Consider the following 21,516-nt stretch of genomic DNA (forward strand, 5'->3'; position numbering starts at 1 on the left):
AAAATTGAATTCATGTGGAAATTTATTTTAAGGGGATTTGTCCCCAAAATCTAGTAATGATTATCTGAGCTAACGATAAGGGGGCACAGTTAATTTATCGTTCTATTCCAATGGACACAAATTTCTTTTCAATAAACTCTTCCATACCATGGTGTCCACCTTCTTTACTGTTACCAGACTGTTTAATTCCACCAAAAGGTGCTTCAGGAACAGCAGGGAAAACATCATTTACACCAACGATTCCGTAATCGAGCTTTTCAGAAACGCGTAATGTACGGCTCGTGTTTTCTGTAAAAATATAAGCGGCTAAACCATAATCCGTGTCATTTGCTTTTTGAATAACAGCTTCTTCATCTGTAAACGTTTGGATTGGAAACAGTGGTCCAAATGTTTCTTCGTTCATGACAATCATATCGTCTGTTACATTTGTAATAACAGTTGGTGGACAGAAGTATCCATTTAAATTTTTATCAAGTTGTTTCCCACCAGATAAAATGTGCGCACCTTTTCCTAAAGCATCATCTAAATGTTTTTGTACCTTTTCACATGCAGCTTGGCTAATAAGTGGACCAAGATCCGTGTCATCATCTAAACCGTTTCCTACAATCAATTGATCAACCTTTTCTTTTAATAATGTGGTAAATTCCTTCGCGATAGATTCATGTACATATAATCGATTTGCACAAATACAAGTTTGGCCGTTATTTCGGAATTTACTCGCTAGTGCTAAGGTCGCAGCTTTTTCTAAATTCGCATCATCAAATACAATGAGTGGCGCATGCCCTCCGAGTTCCAATGAAACTTTCTTTAATTGGTTTGCACTTTCACGCATTAAGTATTTTCCGACTGCTGTAGAGCCGGTAAATGTAATAAGTGAAACTTTCTTATTTGTAAGCATCTCCTTACCAATTGCTTCTGCATCTCCGGTAACAAGGTTAACAACACCAGCTGGCATCCCGGCTTTTTCAAAAATCTTGATGATTTCGATAGCTGATAAAGGTGTTTCGGGAGATGGCTTGAGCACAACCGTACATCCAGCAGCGAGGGCGGGACCTAGTTTTCTCGTAATCATGGATGAAGGGAAATTCCAAGGTGTGATTGCTCCGACGACACCCACGGGTTTAGGTATTACGAGCATCCTTTTTCCAGAAATAGAAGAAGGAAGCCATTCCCCGTAACTGCGTGCCGCCTCTTCGGCATACCATAATAAAAATTGGGCAGCTCCTTTTACCTCACCAATTGCTTCTTTTAGTGGTTTTCCTTGTTCAATGGTTAAAATTTCCCCGAGTCGCTCAGCATCTTCTAACATGAGTTGGGATGCTTTGTATAAAAATGTAGAGCGTTTTCGACCTGGCATGGAACTCCATAATGGAAATGCTTGAGCAGCTGCTTCAATTGCCTTTTCCGTTTCTACACCTCCACCATTTGCTACTTCTGTAAGTGGTTCTAATGTTGCAGGGTTATAAACGGTTACTAATTTACTCGGATCTAAATCCTCCCATTTTCCATCAATATAAATACTCTTCGTTCGTTTTTTAATCATGGATAAGACCTCCCCTTTCATCTTCCTTTAGTGTATACGCATTATAAATAGGGTAACGCACCCTGTTTCTCTTTGTAAACAAAGGTGCGTTATACGATACTATTTTACTAGTTCTGTAGATTCCCAGGCAGGTAGCATTTTATTCAGCATCTTATCTTGACGATACCCTAACACATATTCTGCCTGCATAATTGTATGAATTTCACGAGTTCCTTCATAAATTACCGGTGCTTTTGAATTTCGTAAATAACGCTCTACCGGATATTCATCTGAGTAACCGTAAGCACCATGGATTTGAACGGCATCATCAGCAGCTTGGTTGGCAAAATCACAAGCTTGCCATTTTGCAAGTGACGTTTCACGTGTATTACGCTTTCCTTGATTTTTTAATTCCCCGGCTCGATAAACAAGTAAGCGACTCATTTGTAAGCCGGCTTCCATTTTAGCAATCATTTGCTGGACGAGTTGGTGGCGTCCGATTGGTTTCCCGAAAGTATCACGTTCATGACAATATTTTACACTTGCTTCCAAGCATGCCATGATTTGTCCAACTGCACCAGCTGCAACAGTGAATCTACCATTATCTAATGCAGCCATCGCAATTTTAAATCCTTCACCTTCTTCACCAAGAAGATTTTCTTGCGGAACTTTCACATTTTCAAAAAATAATTCACCTGTATTCCCAGCACGGATACCTAATTTTCCTTTTGTTGCTTTTGAGGAGAAGCCTTCCCAAGTACGTTCAACAATAAAGGCGGAAATACCGTGATGTTTTTTGGATTTATCAGTATATGCAAACACCAAGAAGTGATCTGCAGTATCACATAAAGATATCCACGTTTTTTGTCCATTTAGTATATAGTGATCCCCATTTTTCACGGCTGTGGATTGAAGTGATGCAACATCAGAACCAGCCGCAGGTTCCGTCAATCCAAAGGCCCCGATTTTATCCCCTTTTGCTTGTGGAATTAAATATTTCTGTTTTTGTTCCTCATTTCCCCATTGCAATAAAGTCATACTATTTAAGCCGGTGTGCACAGATACTGCGGTCCGGAACGCTGTATCACCACGTTCTAATTCCTCACAGACGATAGCAAGTGCATTATAATCCATACCGCTACCGCCATACATTTCAGGGATACAAACCCCCATTAATCCAAGCTCAGCTAATTTCGGCATAATGGTCGGATCAAATTTTCCAGTACGGTCCCAATCTGCGATATGTGGCATAATTTCTTTATCAACAAATCCTCTCACGGTTTGTCGTAACATATTTTGTTCTTCCGTAAATTCAAAATTCATTATCTCCATCTCCTTTAGTATTGAAAAATATTTTCATATGGAATGTAACAGCGTATACATTCACTCTTTATGCTGGTTCATGTTTAAAACTTCATCCTGATGTTCACCAATTTCAGGCGGGTGATGACGAATAGATACAGGGGTCCTCGATAATTTTAAAGGACTGCCAATCATTCGAATTGCTCCAGCAACTGGATGTTCATAATTAATAAACATATTTCGTGCACGTAATTGTGGATCATGTTCGACTTCTTGTAAGTTTTGGATTGGGCCACATGGAATTTGATATGACTCACATTTTTCTTGCCAATAACTAGTTGGTTTTAGTAGAAACTTTTCTTGTAATTTAGGTACAAGTAGTTCCCGATATTTTACACGCTCTGGATTTGTGGAAAATCTCTCATCTTGAGCTAAATGATCTGCTTGTAAAATTGCACAAAGTGCCTGGAATTGGTGGTCGTTGCCGACAGCGATAACCATCTCTCCATCCATCGTTTGAAATGTTTGATACGGTACGATATTTGCATGGTGGTTACCAAGTCGTGTCGGTATCTCGCCGGACATTAAATAATTACTACCGATATTAACTAACGAACTTACTGCAGTATCGTATAAGGAAATATCTAACTTTTGTCCTTTCCCTGATTGTGTTCGTTCTAATAATGCTCCTTGAATTCCGATACACGCGTATAGACCAGTTAAAATATCAGTAATTGCCACTCCCATTTTTTGTGGACCAGATTGTTCATTGCCGGTAATGCTCATAAGTCCACTCATTGCCTGAATAATAAAGTCATAACCAGGTAAATGTTTATAAGGTCCTGTTTCTCCAAATCCAGTGATGGAACAATAGACGAGCTGCGGATTAATAGATGCTAACGTTTCGTAAGTAAGGCCGAACTTTTCCATCGTTCCAGTTTTAAAGTTATGAATGATGACATCACTTTCTCTTACAAGTTCTTTAATTTGCTCAATTCCTTCAGGAGATTTTAAATTGATTGTGATACTTTTTTTATTACGATTTGCACACAAATAATAGGCGCTCACATCTTGTTGAAAAGGCGGTCCCCATTTTCTTGTATCATCACTACCACCAGGAGCTTCAACTTTTATAATTTCGGCACCAAGGTCCCCTAAAATCATCGTACAATAAGGTCCTGCTAATACACGTGATAAATCCAGTACTCTAATATGCCCTAACGCACTATTTGACATCATTTCACCTCACTTTATATATATTCGATTTCAGATACATACATGTCGCAATTGGGAATAAATGTTTTTATCCTCAAATTGGATATAAAAAAACCAGCTCAAATTGAATGATGAACAATCAATTGAACTGGCTTTTTCCTGTTGTACTAAGCATGGCAGATGCTCTATGAACAGAATGGGCAGTTGCTTTATTGTATGCTATTTAGAAAATAACAGTACTTTAACACTTTAAATAGCTTTATGGATCATGTGTGCTGGACGTGGATTTCGTCTCTACATCATTCCATATTATTAGTATAATGTATTCTGAAATATTTGTAAACACCTTCTTTACCTTGATGAGGGAATATGCTTTCTTATTAAATAAATAAATAAAACCATATGAACTCAAATTTTACTCTGATTTCATATGGTTTATTCATTTTTAAAAGGGATTCTGTCCCATTTACACACATTATTTCGCTATTTTTTGTAGTTTACTAATCATTTGAATTGCTTTTCCAGTTCCAATTGCAACTGCTTCTAGTGGATTTGGAGCGAGATTAACAGGAACAAGTAATTCACCTGCTAACCAGTCTTTCATACCATGTAATAATGAACCGCCACCTGTAAGTACAATACCTCGATCGACGATATCTCCGCTAAGTTCAGGTGGGCAACTTTCCAATGTAAGCTTAATTGCATCTAAAATTTGCTCTAATGATTCTTTTAAAGAGCTATAAATCTCCGTTGATGAAATCGTAATTGTTTTTGGTAAGCCAGTAACCATGTCACGTCCACGAACATCCATCGTCTCTTCTTGGTGATCTGCAGTGGCAAAACCGATTTCCATTTTTATATTTTCAGCTGTCCGTTCCCCAATGAGTATGTTGTATTTCTTTCTTATATACTGGATAATTTCCTCATCCATTTTATCTCCACCTACTCGGATGGAATTAGAGGAAACGACACCGCCGAAAGAAATAATACCAATTTCAGATGTTCCTCCACCAATATCTACAACGACATTCGCAATTGGTTCATCTACAGGTAGGTCTGCTCCAATTGCTGCTGCAACTGGTTCTTCTATAATATGAACATGTTTGGCGCCGTAGCTTGAAATGGCATTGTGAATAGCTCTTCTTTCAACTGCGGTACTTCCTGTTGGGGTACACACAACAACAGTTGGTTTTCGCATCGAAGAACCAATCTTTTTGCTTACCTTTTTCAAAAAGATTTTTAGCATTTGTGCAGTAACATCGTAATCTGCAATGACGCCATCTTTTAGAGGGCGGATAGGCACAATATTCCTAGGTGTTTTTCCAACCATCTCTTTTGCCTCGGCTCCTGCGGCAATAACTTGCTTCGTATTTATATCAATTGCGACAACTGCTGGCTCATTTAACACAATACCTTTATTCTTTGTATAAATGAGGATATTTGCAGTCCCTAAATCAATTCCAATTTCTGCGTTAGAAAACATAATTTGTTCCTCCAGTGATGACTTTATATTGTTTAGTCTTCTCTTTTTTTAGTTCTTTATTGCGTGTGAACTAAGTTTTGTCGAAAACTTACATATTATATATGACTATTTACTAAGTTAATGCAAAGCGGGTAAGAAAATCAAGTGACATTTTGTTTACAAATCCCCCTTTGATGTAATATAACAAGCTTTCTCTCAACGTTGTCAAGGATAAATACATGGTAATACAATCCAGATGTTTAATCAATTTCCTAATTCTCCTAAATTCGGTATGTATGAAAACATTGTATTATAAAGGATTTATAAAATTACATGAAAAAGAAGAGTACTGTTATGATTACTTGGAAAATCCTGCTAGGTTTATTACAAAAAATGTATGGTATAGTAATTTCACAAAGCAACACAGCAACAAAGCATCACAAAACCAATATACAAGGAGAGTGTGCAAGAAATGTTTAAAAAGATAGCAGTAGTTACAACTTTATCAGCAACTTTATTGTTTGGAGGGGCTTTTCAATCAGCAGAAGCGTCTACCAAAGCACCAGAAACATCTGTTCAAACAACAGTCTATCAATCTACTAATGGCTTCTGGCAAGCCTTTACTATAAATAATATGGATCAATTTTTAGCAAAATATTTCCCGGGTTGGTTTAAAACAAGTAACACGCAAGTACAAAAACCAGTTCAAAAGCAACCAACTCAAACTAATCAACAAACTAATAAACAAGAAAAACCAGTTAAACAACCAGCAAAACAACCAGCAAAACAACCAGCAAAACAGCAACCAACAACTAATAAAACACCAACACAGACACAACAACAAGTTACGAAGCCACAATCAAACCAAACATCATCACAAGGATATACATTAAGCCAATTTGAACAAGAAGTTGTTACATTAACAAACCAAGAACGTGCAAAATACGGTCTAAGCCCGCTTAAAGCAAATTGGGAATTAAGCCGTGTTGCAAGAGAAAAATCACATGATATGGCAGTAAACAATTACTTTGATCATACAAGCCCAACTTACGGTTCACCGTTTAACATGATGAAAAACTGGGGAATTACGTATCGTACTGCTGGTGAAAACATTGCGAAAGGTCAACAATCACCTCAAGAAGTAGTAAATGCTTGGATGAATAGTGAAGGTCACCGTGCAAATATTTTAAATGCTGAGTTTACAGAAATTGGTGTAGGATATGAAGCACAGGGTAATATTTGGACACAACAATTTATTGGTCGATAATTAACAGATATACGTGAAAATGATATACACTTATTTCCTTTTAGGCTATCGAGAAATTCTCGGTAGCCTATTTTAATATAGCGTGAAAAGAACGCGCCTTATCTGTGGGAACATATTAACCATAAACCATTTTACATTTTTTTCTATAAGCCTATCAACTTTTTAGTAGCAAAAATAAATGTTATGGAGATTTAATTCTTATTTATTAGGAATAATAAGTAATTGGCTAGTTATGAACATAACAGAAAAAGAAACAACTGCTTTTGAAAAGAATTGATGGAGAAGTTTCCTTTTATGAAACATGCACGAATTTGTAAGAAATTATGTTGGTTCCCGTTCCAATCTCCTGTATAATCAACTTTGGGGAGGATACAACATGATACACACAATAAAAATATATGGCTATGCGGCTTTACTCGTGATAGGAAGTTTATTTAATTTAAAAAAAGCAAAGAAAAAGCTTCGGTCACATGCAAGTCAAGAAGTTATAAACGAAATATTTGAAACTCCAAAAGTTGTTTCACAAAAAGTATTTCATAAAACTGGATCCCATATTACGATAAAAGGAAAAGAAAATATAACAGATGAGGCGGTGTTATATGTCGCCAATCATCAGGGGATATTTGATATTTTAGTTTTATTAGGATTTTTGGGAGAGCCAGTTGGATTTATTGCGAAAAGAGAAATTCAAAAATTACCGATTATCCGTAAATGGATGGAAATTGTACATTGTGTTTTCATTGATCGAAATGATCGCCGCCAATCAATTTGTGCAATTCAACAAGGAACTCAAAATTTAAAAGAAGGCCATTCTATGGTTATTTTTCCAGAGGGAACCCGAAGTAAAGGAAAAGGTTTGAGCTCTTTCAAACCAGGAAGCTTAAGGCTTGGTACAAAAGCGAATGTTCCCATTGTCCCTATTACAATTGAGGGGACTTATAAAATGCTTGAAGAAACAAATCGTATAAAACCAGCAAATGTAATCATTTCCATTGGAAAGCCAATCTATCCGGAAGCATACGAAAAAATGAATAGTAAACAATTAGCAGCACATTTACAGGAGAAAATATCTGACGAATTAGCGATATTAAAGAGCTGAGGAAAGCTGAAAAAGGGGTTTGGCCATAAAAATGGACAAGCTCCTTTTATTTTGGATAGTTATAATAGTATCCAAATTAGAAAATGACCAATGAGCAAACAGTTAATCTCTTCTTTTAATGGGATAGCGGCATATTTAGCTAAATTATCCTAAATCCAGTGAATCACTTAATAAATACGACAATTTCCTTTTCTTTGCTACTTTTAGCTTTATCCTTTATATTTTGGATAGATACTATTTTAATCCGATGGGACAAGCTGCTTGCTTCAACAGGAGAGAATATTTGCATAAACTATATGTAGCGATAAGAAAGTAAGATTGTGAGGTGTTTGCATATGGTTCAAGGAATAGTGAACTGGAGCACGGAATTAAATGAGGAATGGTTGCAGAACTATGTAGATGATTGGGTTGCATTTTATCGTAAACATACAAAAGACGGGGAAGTTGCATCCTATATTCCAAAATTACAAGAAGCAAATCCTCATCATTTGGGAATTACGATTATTGGAAATAATGGTTTGGAAATTAGCTCCGGTGATGTAGAAATTCCGTTTACAATTCAAAGCATATCAAAAGTGATTAGCTTTATAGTCGCTTGTATGGAACGTGGAGTATCCTATGTGTTGGACAGAGTGGACGTGGAACCTACTGGCGAAGCATTTAATTCTATTATGCACATAGAAATGAATCAAGTAAAAAAACCATTTAATCCATTTGTGAACGCTGGGGCGATCACGATAACCTCCATGTTAAATGGAAATACATCAGATGAAAAATTAGCATCTATTTTAAATATGCTGGAGAAAATGCTTGGTTATCGTCCTGTTCTCGATGTTGATATTTATGAATCCGAACGAGATTCGTCGATGCGCAATCGTGCAATTGGATATTATTTATTAGAAACAGGTTTACTGGAATCTGATTTAAATATAACGTTAGAGACATACTTTAAGCAATGTTCAATTGAAATTTCTGTTCATGATCTAGCAAAAATAGGCTTAATTTTAGCGAATGATGGATTTGATCCGCAGCGTAATGAAGAAATCATACCAAGACAAATTGCACGAATTACGAAGGCGCTTATGTTAACGTGTGGCATGTATGATGCATCTGGGAAATTTGCAACCTATGTTGGTGTACCAGCAAAAAGTGGTGTATCTGGAGGAATTATTGCGGTCGCTCCACCAAGGGTAAGAGACGAAGCAATGCCTTTTCTATCGGGGTGTGGAATTGGTGTGTTTGGTCCATCTTTAGATGACAAGGGAAACAGTGTTGCGGGTATAAGATTATTACGACATATTGCTTCACAATGGGATTTAAGTATTTTTTAGCATGCACTAGTCATACCTGTCAATGTCAGCAGATGAATAATTGGAGGTGAAAAGATGTGTGGTCGTTATACATTACTTGCCGATGAAGTTGATATTTTACAAGAATTTTCTATTTCCCGTCCGATTGAAGGGTATACACCAAGTTATAATATCGCACCTGGGCAAAATGTTTTGGCGATTATTCATGATGGAAAAGAAAAACGGGCCGGTTATTTACGTTGGGGGCTTGTTCCGTCGTGGGCAAAAGATGAAAAAATAGGTTATAAAATGATTAACGCACGTAGTGAAACAGTACATGAAAAGCCAAGCTTCAAAAATTTGTTAGCCCGCAAGCGTTGCTTAATTATTGCGGACAGTTTTTACGAATGGAAAAAGCTAGCTCAAGGTAAGCAAGCTAAACGTATTCAAGTGAAAAAACGTAAATTATTCGCGTTTGCCGGTCTTTGGGATAAGTGGGTGCAAGATGAGCGGGAGTTATTTACTTGTACGATTTTAACTAAGGATTCTAATGAATATATGCAAAATATACATCATCGTATGCCAATCATTTTGCCTAAAAATCAAGAAGATGAATGGATAAAACCACAAAAAGTGAAAGCAGCGGGAGCACAGCAATTTTTAGAACGCATAAAAGTTGACCCATTTACAGCGTATGATGTATCCGAGTATGTGAATGCTGCGCGAAATAATGATGAGAAGTGTATTGCTTCACTTGTATAATCAATCTAATTGATAAAGGCATAGATTTTTTAAAATAAATCTATGCCTTTATCATGCTTAAATATAAAATGAGCACATTCACTATAATTTAGTACCAAGTAATGAGGGATAGAAATATCACAAATTTACCTGCTTCACTATTTGATTTCTAATGGCAATTCTTTTTCACTAAGGTAATTTTTCGATATAATAGATAAGAAAATCAAGGTGTACAATAGCCGTACCATGTTGGATTGTATTGTATCATGATAAAATAGAAGGGATGGCGATGGGGTGATTCGTGTTTTATTCGTCTGCTTGGGAAACATTTGTCGATCCCCAATGGCAGAAGCAATTTTTCGTGATTTAATCAAAAAGGAAGCACTCGAACAATATATTACAGTTGATTCTGCTGGAACTGGTTCGTGGCACATTGGTAATCCACCACATAAAGGAACAAGAGATATTTTAACTCAACATCATATTTCATACGAAGGAATACAAGCGCGTCAAGTAAATAGTGGCGATTTTGGTCATGATAATTATATAATTGCAATGGACGATCAAAATATAAGCAGTTTAGAAGCAATGCAAAAGGAGAAACAGAATATTACCATTGCAAAATTGCTTGATTTCGTTGATGATGTTAAAGACAAGAATGTACCAGACCCATATTTTACCGGTGACTTTCATCATACATATGCGTTAGTTTTAGCTGGTTGTAAAAACTTATTAGGGCATATTAAAAAGAAACACCAAATATAAAAAAGTGAAGGAGCGATCATCATGGGAAAACGAAAATTATTAACAAGTATCATCTTAGGTGCAACGGTCGGAGGAATAACTGCTTTATGTGATAAAGAAGTAAGGCATTATGCAAAAGAAAAATGGGGTAATTTTAAGAACTCTTCTACTTATGCTTTAAAACATCCTGCAGAAGCGGCGAGAAATGTACAATTTGCGATGAATCAGTTACATGATAATTTAAATTACCAAACAGAAAATGCAATTAATGCATTAGAACAAGTAGAAAGTACGATTGGAAGTGTAACTGGTAAAGTAAAGAGAATTAATAAATAAATAAATATTTTTGATTCATTTTCTGTTTACAAGGGAATATAATTATGGACAAGGTTAAAATTTATAGCAGGTAAAGTTACCTACTTCAAGAATTTGAGGAGATTGGAAGAAATAAATGGGCATTAAAGCAGAGGTAAAGCTTCACTTTTCAACTATTAAAACAGTAGGGGAGTACGAAAGTCCCTACTGTTGAAAATTCACATTATAATCATAACTGGGGGAGAGTGATGATTTGAAAGATATTGTTACATTTATCAAGCTGTTATATAAACGAATAGCAGATGATGATGTGTTTGGCTTAGCCGCGCAATTATCGTATTTTTTTCTGTTATCACTATTCCCTTTACTTATTTTTATGATTACCTTAATTGGCTATCTACCATTTGACGAACAAGCACTATTAGATGCAATTGCTTTAGTTGCTCCAGCAGAAACGGCAGATTTTATTACATCGAATATTTCTACGATAGTAAACCAACAAAGTACAGGTCTTTTGTCGATTGGGATCATTGGAACTTTATGGTCGGCATCGAATGGAGTGAATGCGCTTATTAAAGCGCTCAATCGTGCCTATGAAGTAAAAGAAGACCGTTCTTTTCTTGTTGCAAGGTTAATCGCAATTGTTTTAACAATTGCAATGGTCGCGGTTATAGTAGTGGCAATTTTACTTCCTGTTTTAGGCAGAATGATAGGCGTATATGTTTTTTCTTTTATTGGGTTGTCAGATGACTTTATTACCGTATGGAATACTTTACGTTGGGTTATTTCGTCGATTGTATTTTTAATTGTTTTTATTGCACTTTATATGCTTGCACCAAATCGACGTGTTTATTTTAAAGATGCAATATGGGGGGCGTTATTTACTACATTTAGTTGGCAACTTGTCTCCTATGCGTTTTCTTACTATGTCAGTACAATTGGTAATTATTCCGCTACATATGGAAGTCTTGGAACCGTCATTATTTTAATGATTTGGTTTTACATATCGGGAATTATCATTATCATTGGTGGGACCATTAATGCTATTCATGAAGTGCAAAAGTTTCATTATAAAGCATAAAGTTAAATAGCTACCTGAATAGGTAGCTATTTTAAGTATCGCATTCTTTGCCAAAGATAGGATTGCGAGGAGACAGATGTAGAAAAAAAGCTATAAAAGACTGATCGTATAAGCAGCACACAAAATATGGAGGGATATTTATGAAGTTTCAGTTAACAGAGCATGGTGTAAGTACAGAATTTGACTTTGGAAAATTAGATATTTCTGGTGATGCACAGTATGGATTCCGACCTTTTCAGTTAATGGTAGCATCTATTGTTGGATGTAGCACATCTGTATTTCGGAAAATATTAGTAAAGCAGCGTATCGATATAGAAGATATTATTTGTGAAGCGGAAGTGAAGAGAAATCCGAATGAGGCAAATAAAATCGAAGAAATAATGCTTACTTATTATGTGAAGGGACAACAATTAAAAGAAGAAAAGCTACAAAAAAGCTTAGCCATTGCTAGAAAAAACTGTGCAATGGTTCGGTCGGTTGAGGATAGTATAACGATCAATGAGACAATCATCATTGTAAGTAAATAAATATAATCTGAATTAGCTTGTATAATATTCGTGTATTCGAAAAAAATAAAGCAAAAAGAGAGGATTGGGTACATGAATAAAGCTATTCGATTTAGTCTCATTTTTCTTTTGATTATGTTCTCGTTTATATCGCTATCGCCAACAACTGGCTTGGCAAAAGAAAAGAAAACAAAAAAGACAGATATATCAATTCCAGAACATGTAATAAGTATTTCAAAGGAAAACACATATCCAAATGCTAGTGAAGATCAAGAAGAAGTCGAACCAAGTGCGTTAACGAAAGAATTGTTGCAAGAACTAGATATTTCGGTAAAAAACCCAGATCTAATTAAAATGCTTAATGAAACAACGATAAAGCCTTCACCGATTGCAATCGGATATCGAGGGATGGTTTATTTAGGACGTTGGCCATTACATTATAAATCGTTGGAAACAACACCTAATTGGGAATACCAACAAATAAATACAAATGAATTAAATAATCTTGGTGGTGAGGCAACGCAGAAATTAAGTTATAACCAAGATGAGCAAAAAGAAGTAAAAGGCGCTTTAACAAGTAAAATTAATCAGTCTGACCAAGTTAAAAAGATGATGCTACTAGAAGCAAAGGCTAAAACGAAATTACCACTTTCATATCATACAGTTATCGGAAAAGGGACAAAGAAAACAAATTATTATAATGTCCCCATCAAAAAGTTTGGCTACTTGCACAGCTATGCACCGGCAATTAACGAAAGAGGACAAGTTACATTTGGAGAAGTTTATTTACAGTTAAAAGGGTCAAAAAAAGAGATTGTAATAAAAAATGTAACCAAACAAGGGATAGGAGCATGGATTCCAATTCAAGACCATCTATCATTTACCTTCCGATTAAACTAAAAAAACGAGGCACTTGTGCCTCGTTTTTTTTAGTTATAAAACAGATACTTTAGAAATAAACTATAATAACACCTCTTGACTTTATTACTTTATCACTTTATCATAGTAAAGTATAAGAGAGAGGGAAGGGGAAGAAACTAATATGGAATGGGTCGTAGTTGTTTCAGTACTTGTAATGTCAGTTTTGAGCTTGTCACGTGTTAACGTCATTGTTGCAATTCTTATCGCGGCAATAATAGCTGGGATAATGGCAGGCCTTCCAATAGTAGATACAGTAGACCTACTTGTAAATGGCATGGGTGGGCAAGCAAACACAGCGTTGAGTTATATTTTACTGGGGGCTTTTGCTGTAGCGATTAGTTACACGGGAATCACGACAATACTTGTAAATTTTTTAATCCGAAAACTAACTGGTAAAAAGACGATGCTCGTGCTCGTAATTGCTGGAGTTGCTTCATTATCACAAAATGTTGTACCAGTTCATATTGCTTTTATTCCAATTTTAATTCCACCACTATTGAAATTATTTGATCAAATGAGGTTAGACCGACGTGCAGTTGCGACGGCTTTAACATTCGGTTTAAAAGCACCATATATCATGATTCCGGCAGGCTTTGGACTTATTTTTCATCGTACAATTGTAGATGCCATGATTGATAACGGTGTAAACCTTACGATGAAGCAAGCAACTCTAGCCATGATTTTGCCAGGCTTAGCCATGGTTATTGGTTTGTTTATTGCAGTGTTTATTACGTATCGGAAAGATCGGATTGTTTCATTAGATGAAGATAAAGGAATGGAATTCGTTCAGAAGGAAGAACCGGTTACATTTAATAGAAAACACGCATTTACGATTGTTGCAATAATCGCAGCTTTAGCGGTTCAATTAATAACAAAAAGTTTAGTTCTTGGGGCTCTTGCTGGATTAATCATTATGTTTATCTTCATCGTTGTGCCATTTAAAGCTGGCGATGAGATTGTTGCAAAAGGTGTCGGCATGATGGGAACAATTGCATTTGTAATGCTCATTGCTTCAGGGTTCGGAAATGTTTTACGCGAAACAGGTGCGGTAGAAGCATTGGTGCAGGCTTCGTCTTCTTTTATTGGTAGTAGTAAAATAGGTGTTTCATTTGTTTTATTATTAGTTGGCTTAATTATTACAATGGGAATTGGCACGTCATTTGGAACAATTCCTATCGTTGCTTCGTTATTTGTGCCCATATGCGTTGCAGCGGGCTTTTCTCCCTTAGCAACCGCAGCTTTAATTGGTACAGCAGGAGCGCTTGGAGATGCTGGTTCACCTGCATCTGATTCAACACTTGGTCCAACATCAGGATTAAACGCAGATGGAAAACATAATCATATTTGGGATACTTGTGTCCCTACATTTATTCACTTTAATATTCCATTATTTATTTTTGGATGGGTTGCATCGTTGGTGTTGTAAAAAATAGTTAGATAAAGGCTGGGATATAAGGTCTGACCTTATTGTTTTACCTCAGCTTATTTTTATGAATGAAGAATGAAATACCCCGCAATGGAAATACTACATCTAGTAGAAAATAGATAAAAAGGTATACTTCATTACGAATAATTTACGAAGAACTATCAAAAAGTATGTGAAAAGGCGGGGTATGATGCGGAAATTTATATATAGTATCATGGCAGTAATGTTACTTGTAACTTTTACAAATGGAACATCTGTGGAAGCCAGCTTTGGGTGGGGCTATAAAAAGAATAATAAAAATGAAGTGCCTGATATAGGAAAGTATAAAGAAGTGCTTAAAAAATACGGTGCTTATTTTGTTGATTATTCTGGGGATAAAAATATCTATTTAACATTTGATAACGGTTATGAACAAGGGCACACGGAAGCCATATTAGATGTTCTGAAAGAAGAAGATGTTCCTGCAACTTTCTTTGTAACTGGACATTACGTGGAAACGGAACCTGATCTTGTAAAAAGAATGGTAGATGATGGGCATATTATCGGGAACCATTCCTATCATCACCCTGATTTCACAATTATTTCTAAGGAATCTATCCAAAAAGAATTAGAAACGCTTGAGGAAGCCGTAGCTGAGGTATCAGATCAAAAGGAATTAAAATATCTGCGTCCTCCGCGTGGAGTGTTTAATGATAATACATTAAAATGGTCCAATGAATTGGGCTATATTCACGTGTTTTGGTCACTAGCCTTTGCCGATTGGAATGTAAATAAGCAAAAAGGTTGGGAATATGCCTATGATCAAGTAATGAAGCAAGTTCATCCAGGAGCGATTGTTTTGTTACATACCGTTTCTTCTGATAATGCGGAAGCGTTAGCGAATATAATCAAAGAACTAAAAAATCAAGGTTACACGTTCAAAAGCTTAGATGAATTGGTGATGAAAGATAATTTACCAAAAGGAATATATGGACTTTGAATAGAATATCTATGGATGTAAAGGGCCTATTAAGTAGGCTCTTTTTTGATTGAAACATACATGGAGAGATATCGTGCTTACTCATCAATAAATGGTGTACATTTTTACTTTAAAACCTGTCTTTAGCCTAGAAGAAGCATATGTATAAAATACATCGGTAAGGAATTTGCTTACTTTTTACTATAAATATAACTGCAGAGAAAATACACGGAGACTCCTATGAGAGCATGAAGAAAGGAATTATCCCATTATAAATATTTTAAATATTTTATAATATTTGTTATAATCATTAAAAACAAGCAAGGGAGTTGAATAATTTGAAAAGAGAAGAACTGTTAGCGCCAAAAACGTATAATATTGTCATGGAAGTTGAAAAGTATATCACTAAAAAAGATAGAAAAGCACTAATCTGGGTAGACGAAACAGGCAAACGTAAAGAAATGACATATGAAAAACTATTACATCATGCAAATAAAATTGGAAATGCCTTCCTAGAAAGTGGACTAAAAAAAGGTGATAAATTATTAATCATGATTCCACGATTGATAGAGGCGTACGAAGTATATTTAGCTGCTTTAAAAACAGGAATTATCATTATACCTTGCTCAGAAATGTTGAAAACGAAAGATTTGCAATATCGAATATCCCATGGAGAAGTCCGTGGTGTTGTAAGTTATTATCCATATGTGCAGCAATATGAAGGAATAGAGCAGTATGACCAACTTATTAAGTTTTCTGTAGGAAGAGAAGTGACTGGCTGGTTATTCCTAGATAAGCAAAAGGATTTTTCATCTAATAAACTAGAAATTGCAGATACAAGTAGTGATGATATAGCTTTTTTACCGTATACATCAGGAACAACTGGTGATCCAAAAGGGGTCGTTCACACACATGGTTGGGGATTTGCCCATTTAAAAACTGCAGCAGAAAATTGGCTCTGTATACATGAAGGAGATAAGGTATGGGCAACAGCTGGCCCGGGATGGCAAAAATGGATTTGGAGTCCGTTCTTGTCCGTATTAGGATCAGGAGCGACAGGCTTTGTATATAACGGGAAATTTTCAGCTGAAAAATACTTGGAATTATTACAAGATGAAGAAATCAACGTGCTATGCTGTACACCAACAGAATATCGTTTAATGGCAAAAGAAGATAATTTACATGATTATCAGCTGCCGGCCTTACATAGTGCAGTTTCCGCAGGTGAACCGTTAAATGTAGAAGTAATCGATACGTTTCGCAAGTACTTTAATATTACGGTTCGCGATGGTTATGGACAAACTGAAAACACTTTATTACTTGGAATTATGAAAGATATGGAAGTAAAACCAGGTTCAATGGGAAAACCAACACCGGGAAATGATGTGGAGATTATCGATGAGGAAGGTGTACCAGTTGCTGTTGGTGAAGTTGGTGATATTGCGTTAAAGTTGACGAGCCCAGCACTATTCCGTGAATACTATAAAGACCCAGAGCGAACAAATATGTCTCGGCGTGGTGAATATTACGTAACGGGAGACCAGGCGTATAAAGATAAGGATGGATATTTTTGGTTTGAAGGGCGGAGCGACGATATTATCATAAGTTCTGGTTATACAATTGGTCCATTTGAAGTAGAAGATGCACTTATTAAACATACCGCGGTACAAGAGTGTGCTGTCGTTGCTAGTCCAGATGAAATTCGTGGGACAATAGTAAAAGCATTTGTCGTTTTAAAGAGTGGAATAAATGGAGATGAAGCATTAATTAAAGATCTTCAAGACCACGTAAAAGGACATACAGCACCATATAAATATCCGAGAGAAATAGAATTCATTAAAGAACTGCCTAAAACTACATCTGGTAAAATTAGAAGGATTGAACTGAGACAAAAAGAAAAGCAGAACATATAATAAAGTATGAACCGAAGATCAGGAGTCTATGAAGATGGCTCCTGATCTTTTTAGCAACTAATTCGCCTACAAATTTTTGCATCATACTATCTAGCCTTTGTATTGCTGTACATACGTGTATTTCTTTTGCACCACACTTACACATTTTAGGAAAGGCTGATATACCTTTTTGCAGTGAAATTAATATTTTTTTGATTAAGATGGATAAAATACTTGAAAGTCAAAGAAGGTCAGAGTATAATGAAAGCACAAGGTCAAAGTTAGTCAAAGTCAAACAAGCAATATGGACCTTTATTAACATAATATATTCAAACTACTAACAATAAAATAAACGAAAATAAAGTAAAATTTAAGGAGGAGTTTTATTATGAAATGTCAACAATGTGGTGTCAATGAAGCCAATATTAATATGGCAATGCAAATGAATGGTCAGAAAATGCAACTCCACCTTTGTAATGAATGCTTTTCAGAAATACAAGGAAAAATGATGCATAACATGAACATGGATCCATCATTCTTTCAAGATTCATTTTTCGGTGGAGAGAATATGAATGATATGTTTGCGAATAATTTCCAAGCAAATGCTTCAGGTTCAGGACAAACGAAAACACGTACAAAACAGAAAAACACGCGACGTAATGGATTATTAGATAAATTAGGTAAAAATTTAACTGATGAAGCACGAGCAGGACTTGTTGACCCAGTAATTGGAAGGGACAATGAGGTTAAGCGTGTCATCGAAACGTTAAATCGTCGTAATAAAAATAATCCTGTATTAATTGGGGAGCCAGGTGTAGGTAAAACTGCTATCGCAGAGGGGCTAGCACTTAAAATTGTAGAAGGTCAAGTCCCTGCAAAATTAATGAATAGAGAAGTATACTTACTTGATATTGCATCACTAGTAGCAAACACGGGAGTACGTGGACAATTTGAACAGCGAATGAAACAGTTAATTGCAGAATTGGAAAAACGTAAGGAAGTTATTTTATTTGTCGACGAAATTCATTTGTTAGTCGGCGCAGGTACAGCTGAAAGTTCACAAATGGATGCAGGAAATATATTAAAACCTGCACTTGCCCGTGGTGAACTACAATTAGTTGGGGCAACAACGTTAAAAGAATATCGTCAAATTGAAAAAGATGCAGCACTTGAGCGTCGTCTCCAACCAATTATCGTGAATGAGCCAACTGCTGAGGAAGCAGTTGCAATCTTACATGGAATTAAAGACCGTTATGAAAAATTTCATGAAGTGCGTTACGCTGATGAAGTGATACGTGCATTCGTAACATTATCACAACGATATATTCAAGATCGCTATCTTCCAGACAAAGCAATTGACTTAATGGATGAGGTAGGATCACGTCTTAACTTAGAAAATGCTGTGAAAGATTCAAACATGATTGAACAACGCCTTCAAGAAATTGTCCAAGAAAAAGAAGCTGCAGCTGAAAAAGAGGATTATGAAAAAGCTGCAAATCTTCGCTATCAGGAGATTCAATTACAAAAGCAGCTAGAAAAAGCTAAGGGTGAGGAACAAGTAATTGATGTAGATATTTCTGATATACAATTATTAGTTGAAGAAAAAACAGGTATTCCGGTTACGAAACTTCAAGCTGATGAACAAGAACAAATGAAAAACCTAGCTGAAAGTTTAAACAAAAAAGTAATTGGGCAAGAAAAGGCAGTGGAGAAATTAGCAAAAGCTGTTCGTCGTAGTCGTGCAGGATTAAAATCAAAATATCGTCCAATTGGATCATTTTTATTCGTTGGTCCAACTGGTGTGGGGAAAACGGAACTTACGAAAGTTTTAGCTGAGGAATTATTTGGTACGCGTGATGCGCTTATTCGTCTTGATATGAGTGAGTATATGGAAAAGCACTCGGTTTCTAAACTCATTGGCTCACCTCCAGGATATGTAGGACATGAGGAAGCAGGACAATTAACAGAACGTGTACGCCGTAATCCTTATTCCATCATCTTGCTTGATGAAATTGAAAAGGCTCATCCTGACGTACAAAATATATTCCTACAAATTATGGAAGATGGTCATTTAACAGATTCACAAGGGCGAACAGTAAACTTTAAAGATACGGTCATCATTATGACAAGTAATGCAAATACTGGAGTAAAAGAAATTAATGTTGGCTTTAATACAAATAGTCACGAATCGATTTCTACGCTTGAAAATTTGAGTGCATATTTCAAGCCTGAATTTCTAAACCGATTTGATGCAGTAATCGAATTTAATGAACTTACAGAAGAGCACCTTGTTTATATTGTAGATCTCATGCTTGCAGATTTGAAAGATAGAACAAAGGAACACAATATTACGATTACAATAACTGACGAGGCAAAGCATAAACTTGCTGAAATTGGTTATGATAAACGATTTGGTGCACGTCCATTACGTCGTGTTATCCAAGACAAAATTGAAGATCCATTAACAGATCTAATCCTTGAACATGGTTCTATTGAGGCAGTAAATGTTATTGTGAAAGACAATCAAATTGTTGTAAATCAAGTTCAATAATGAAGGAAATGAAAAGGTTGAGACAGTATAAAAGGGTCAGACCCCTCTACGATTATTGAGGGAGTTAGGCCTTTATGTCTCAGCCTTTTTTAGTATTATTGTGGATTAAATGGTTGTAAGACCCAAACGGATTGAAGTTTCACATTGTAAGTAAATCAAAGTATAGGATAGTAGTACCTCGCATTACTCAAAAATTTGTTAAAGATATGTAATAAGATAGAAGCATAATTTACCATACTTATCGTACATAATAAGAGGATGATGAGCCTATAGATAAAGGATGGTTTTCTATATGCGGATTAAAAAGACGATGTTTTGCATGTTACTATTTATTCTACTGCTTCATCCGGTAGTAGTTGTAGATGCTGCTACAAATAAAAAGCTGGATGTTCATTTTATCGATGTTGGGCAAGGAGATAGTATTTTAATACAAACACCAAATCAAAAGGTTATATTGATTGATGGTGGCCCACCTCAGGCTGGAAAAGTTGTTGTACAATACTTAAGAAAACACGGGATAGATAAAATTGATGCCTTAATTACGACACACCCTGATATTGATCATATTGGTGGTTTACCTGATGTGATGCAAAATTTTAAAATTAAGGAAGTAATTGATTCTGGCAAAGTTCATACAACAAAAGCTTATGCTAATTATATAAACGCAATTCAGAAACACCAAATACCAATTCGGATTGTCAGAGAAAGTGATGAAATTGAAATTGATCCATCGATAGATATCTTAGTGTTAAATGGATATGAGCAGTATAAGAATAATAACCAGTCATCACTCGTTCTAAAAGTCATCTATGATGAGGTGGATTTTTTATTTATGAGTGATGTTGATCATAAACAGGAGAAAGATATGTTGAAAAAATACGATATGCAGGCGGATATTATAAAGATTGCCCATCATGGTTCAAAGACAAGTAGTAGGTTACCTTTTTTACAGGAGGTAAATCCATATGCCGCAATCATTACGTATGGGAGAGAGAATGATTTTGGGCATCCTGTTCGTCGAGTAATTGATAATTTGTATAACATTCAATCGCTTATATACTCCACAGCGGTATTTGGACATATTACAATTCATTCAAACGGAAAAGAGTTTTACATTATTCCTGAAAAATATCCAATGGAAAATATAATGGAAGATGCAAGTTAAAAGAAGAGCAAATATAGACGTAGTGTCTATATTTGCTCTTTTCTTTATGCTAGGAGAATA

The 21,516-nt window shown here is 35.8% G+C and carries 18 protein-coding genes; 14 read left to right on the top strand and 4 right to left on the bottom strand.

Features of this window, described 5'->3' with window-relative positions; translation table 11 throughout:
* Window positions 1–94: 94 nt before the first annotated feature.
* The 4 genes from ACFFIS_RS10685 to mreBH form a co-directional block, all read right to left on the bottom strand.
* Window positions 95–1,543 (bottom strand): NAD-dependent succinate-semialdehyde dehydrogenase, encoded by a 1,449-nt coding sequence (locus ACFFIS_RS10685; protein ID WP_390187449.1) that lies wholly within the window; start codon window positions 1,541–1,543, stop codon window positions 95–97.
* A gap of 99 nt (window positions 1,544–1,642) precedes the next feature.
* Window positions 1,643–2,845 (bottom strand): acyl-CoA dehydrogenase family protein, encoded by a 1,203-nt coding sequence (locus tag ACFFIS_RS10690; RefSeq protein ID WP_390187454.1) that lies wholly within the window; start codon window positions 2,843–2,845, stop codon window positions 1,643–1,645.
* A gap of 60 nt (window positions 2,846–2,905) precedes the next feature.
* The gene (locus ACFFIS_RS10695) at window positions 2,906–4,060 is read right to left on the bottom strand and encodes a CaiB/BaiF CoA transferase family protein (RefSeq protein WP_390187455.1); all 1,155 of its coding nucleotides are present in this window, start codon (window positions 4,058–4,060) and stop codon (window positions 2,906–2,908) included.
* A 454-nt stretch (window positions 4,061–4,514) separates the two neighbouring features.
* On the bottom strand, window positions 4,515–5,522 hold the full coding sequence (gene mreBH / locus ACFFIS_RS10700) for a rod-share determining protein MreBH (RefSeq protein WP_320378334.1): 1,008 nt from the start codon (window positions 5,520–5,522) through the stop codon (window positions 4,515–4,517).
* A 451-nt stretch (window positions 5,523–5,973) separates the two neighbouring features.
* On the opposite strand from mreBH, the gene ACFFIS_RS10705 reads away from it, so the two are divergent.
* The 14 genes from ACFFIS_RS10705 (at window position 5,974) to ACFFIS_RS10770 (ending at window position 21,456) form a co-directional block, all read left to right on the top strand.
* On the top strand, window positions 5,974–6,768 hold the full coding sequence (locus tag ACFFIS_RS10705; RefSeq protein WP_390187456.1) for a CAP domain-containing protein: 795 nt from the start codon (window positions 5,974–5,976) through the stop codon (window positions 6,766–6,768).
* Between the two features lie 376 nt (window positions 6,769–7,144).
* Complete coding sequence (locus ACFFIS_RS10710; RefSeq protein WP_390187458.1) at window positions 7,145–7,867, top strand: lysophospholipid acyltransferase family protein; 723 nt, start codon at window positions 7,145–7,147, stop codon at window positions 7,865–7,867.
* A gap of 335 nt (window positions 7,868–8,202) precedes the next feature.
* Complete coding sequence (locus tag ACFFIS_RS10715) at window positions 8,203–9,198, top strand: glutaminase (protein WP_390187460.1); 996 nt, start codon at window positions 8,203–8,205, stop codon at window positions 9,196–9,198.
* Window positions 9,199–9,252: 54 nt separating this feature from the next.
* On the top strand, window positions 9,253–9,918 hold the full coding sequence (locus ACFFIS_RS10720; protein WP_390187461.1) for an SOS response-associated peptidase: 666 nt from the start codon (window positions 9,253–9,255) through the stop codon (window positions 9,916–9,918).
* Window positions 9,919–10,191: 273 nt separating this feature from the next.
* On the top strand, window positions 10,192–10,662 hold the full coding sequence (locus tag ACFFIS_RS10725) for a low molecular weight protein-tyrosine-phosphatase (RefSeq protein ID WP_390187463.1): 471 nt from the start codon (window positions 10,192–10,194) through the stop codon (window positions 10,660–10,662).
* 21 nt (window positions 10,663–10,683) lie between these two features.
* On the top strand, window positions 10,684–10,977 hold the full coding sequence (locus tag ACFFIS_RS10730) for a YtxH domain-containing protein (RefSeq protein ID WP_390187465.1): 294 nt from the start codon (window positions 10,684–10,686) through the stop codon (window positions 10,975–10,977).
* Window positions 10,978–11,209: 232 nt separating this feature from the next.
* On the top strand, window positions 11,210–12,037 hold the full coding sequence (locus ACFFIS_RS10735; protein WP_320378338.1) for a YihY/virulence factor BrkB family protein: 828 nt from the start codon (window positions 11,210–11,212) through the stop codon (window positions 12,035–12,037).
* A 140-nt stretch (window positions 12,038–12,177) separates the two neighbouring features.
* Window positions 12,178–12,564 carry an OsmC family protein gene (locus ACFFIS_RS10740; protein ID WP_320378339.1) on the top strand — a complete coding sequence of 129 codons (387 nt, stop codon included), beginning with the start codon at window positions 12,178–12,180 and terminating at the stop codon, window positions 12,562–12,564.
* Window positions 12,565–12,636: 72 nt separating this feature from the next.
* Complete coding sequence (locus ACFFIS_RS10745; RefSeq protein WP_390187469.1) at window positions 12,637–13,443, top strand: YfkD famly protein; 807 nt, start codon at window positions 12,637–12,639, stop codon at window positions 13,441–13,443.
* 142 nt (window positions 13,444–13,585) lie between these two features.
* The gene (locus ACFFIS_RS10750; RefSeq protein ID WP_390187471.1) at window positions 13,586–14,890 is read left to right on the top strand and encodes a Na+/H+ antiporter family protein; all 1,305 of its coding nucleotides are present in this window, start codon (window positions 13,586–13,588) and stop codon (window positions 14,888–14,890) included.
* 190 nt (window positions 14,891–15,080) lie between these two features.
* Window positions 15,081–15,869, top strand: a complete 789-nt coding sequence (gene pdaA, locus ACFFIS_RS10755) for a delta-lactam-biosynthetic de-N-acetylase (RefSeq protein WP_320378340.1) — start codon at window positions 15,081–15,083, stop codon at window positions 15,867–15,869.
* 317 nt (window positions 15,870–16,186) lie between these two features.
* Complete coding sequence (gene mbcS, locus ACFFIS_RS10760) at window positions 16,187–17,761, top strand: acyl-CoA synthetase MbcS (protein ID WP_390187473.1); 1,575 nt, start codon at window positions 16,187–16,189, stop codon at window positions 17,759–17,761.
* A 367-nt stretch (window positions 17,762–18,128) separates the two neighbouring features.
* Complete coding sequence (locus ACFFIS_RS10765) at window positions 18,129–20,291, top strand: ATP-dependent Clp protease ATP-binding subunit (RefSeq protein ID WP_390187474.1); 2,163 nt, start codon at window positions 18,129–18,131, stop codon at window positions 20,289–20,291.
* A 292-nt stretch (window positions 20,292–20,583) separates the two neighbouring features.
* A complete protein-coding gene (locus ACFFIS_RS10770) occupies window positions 20,584–21,456 on the top strand; it encodes a ComEC/Rec2 family competence protein (RefSeq protein ID WP_390187476.1) in 873 nt (290 codons plus the stop codon).
* The last annotated feature ends 60 nt before the right edge of the window (window positions 21,457–21,516 follow it).

Source organism: Paracerasibacillus soli (genome assembly GCF_042432965.1).
Taxonomy (GTDB): Bacteria; Bacillota; Bacilli; order Bacillales; family Amphibacillaceae; genus Paracerasibacillus; species Paracerasibacillus soli.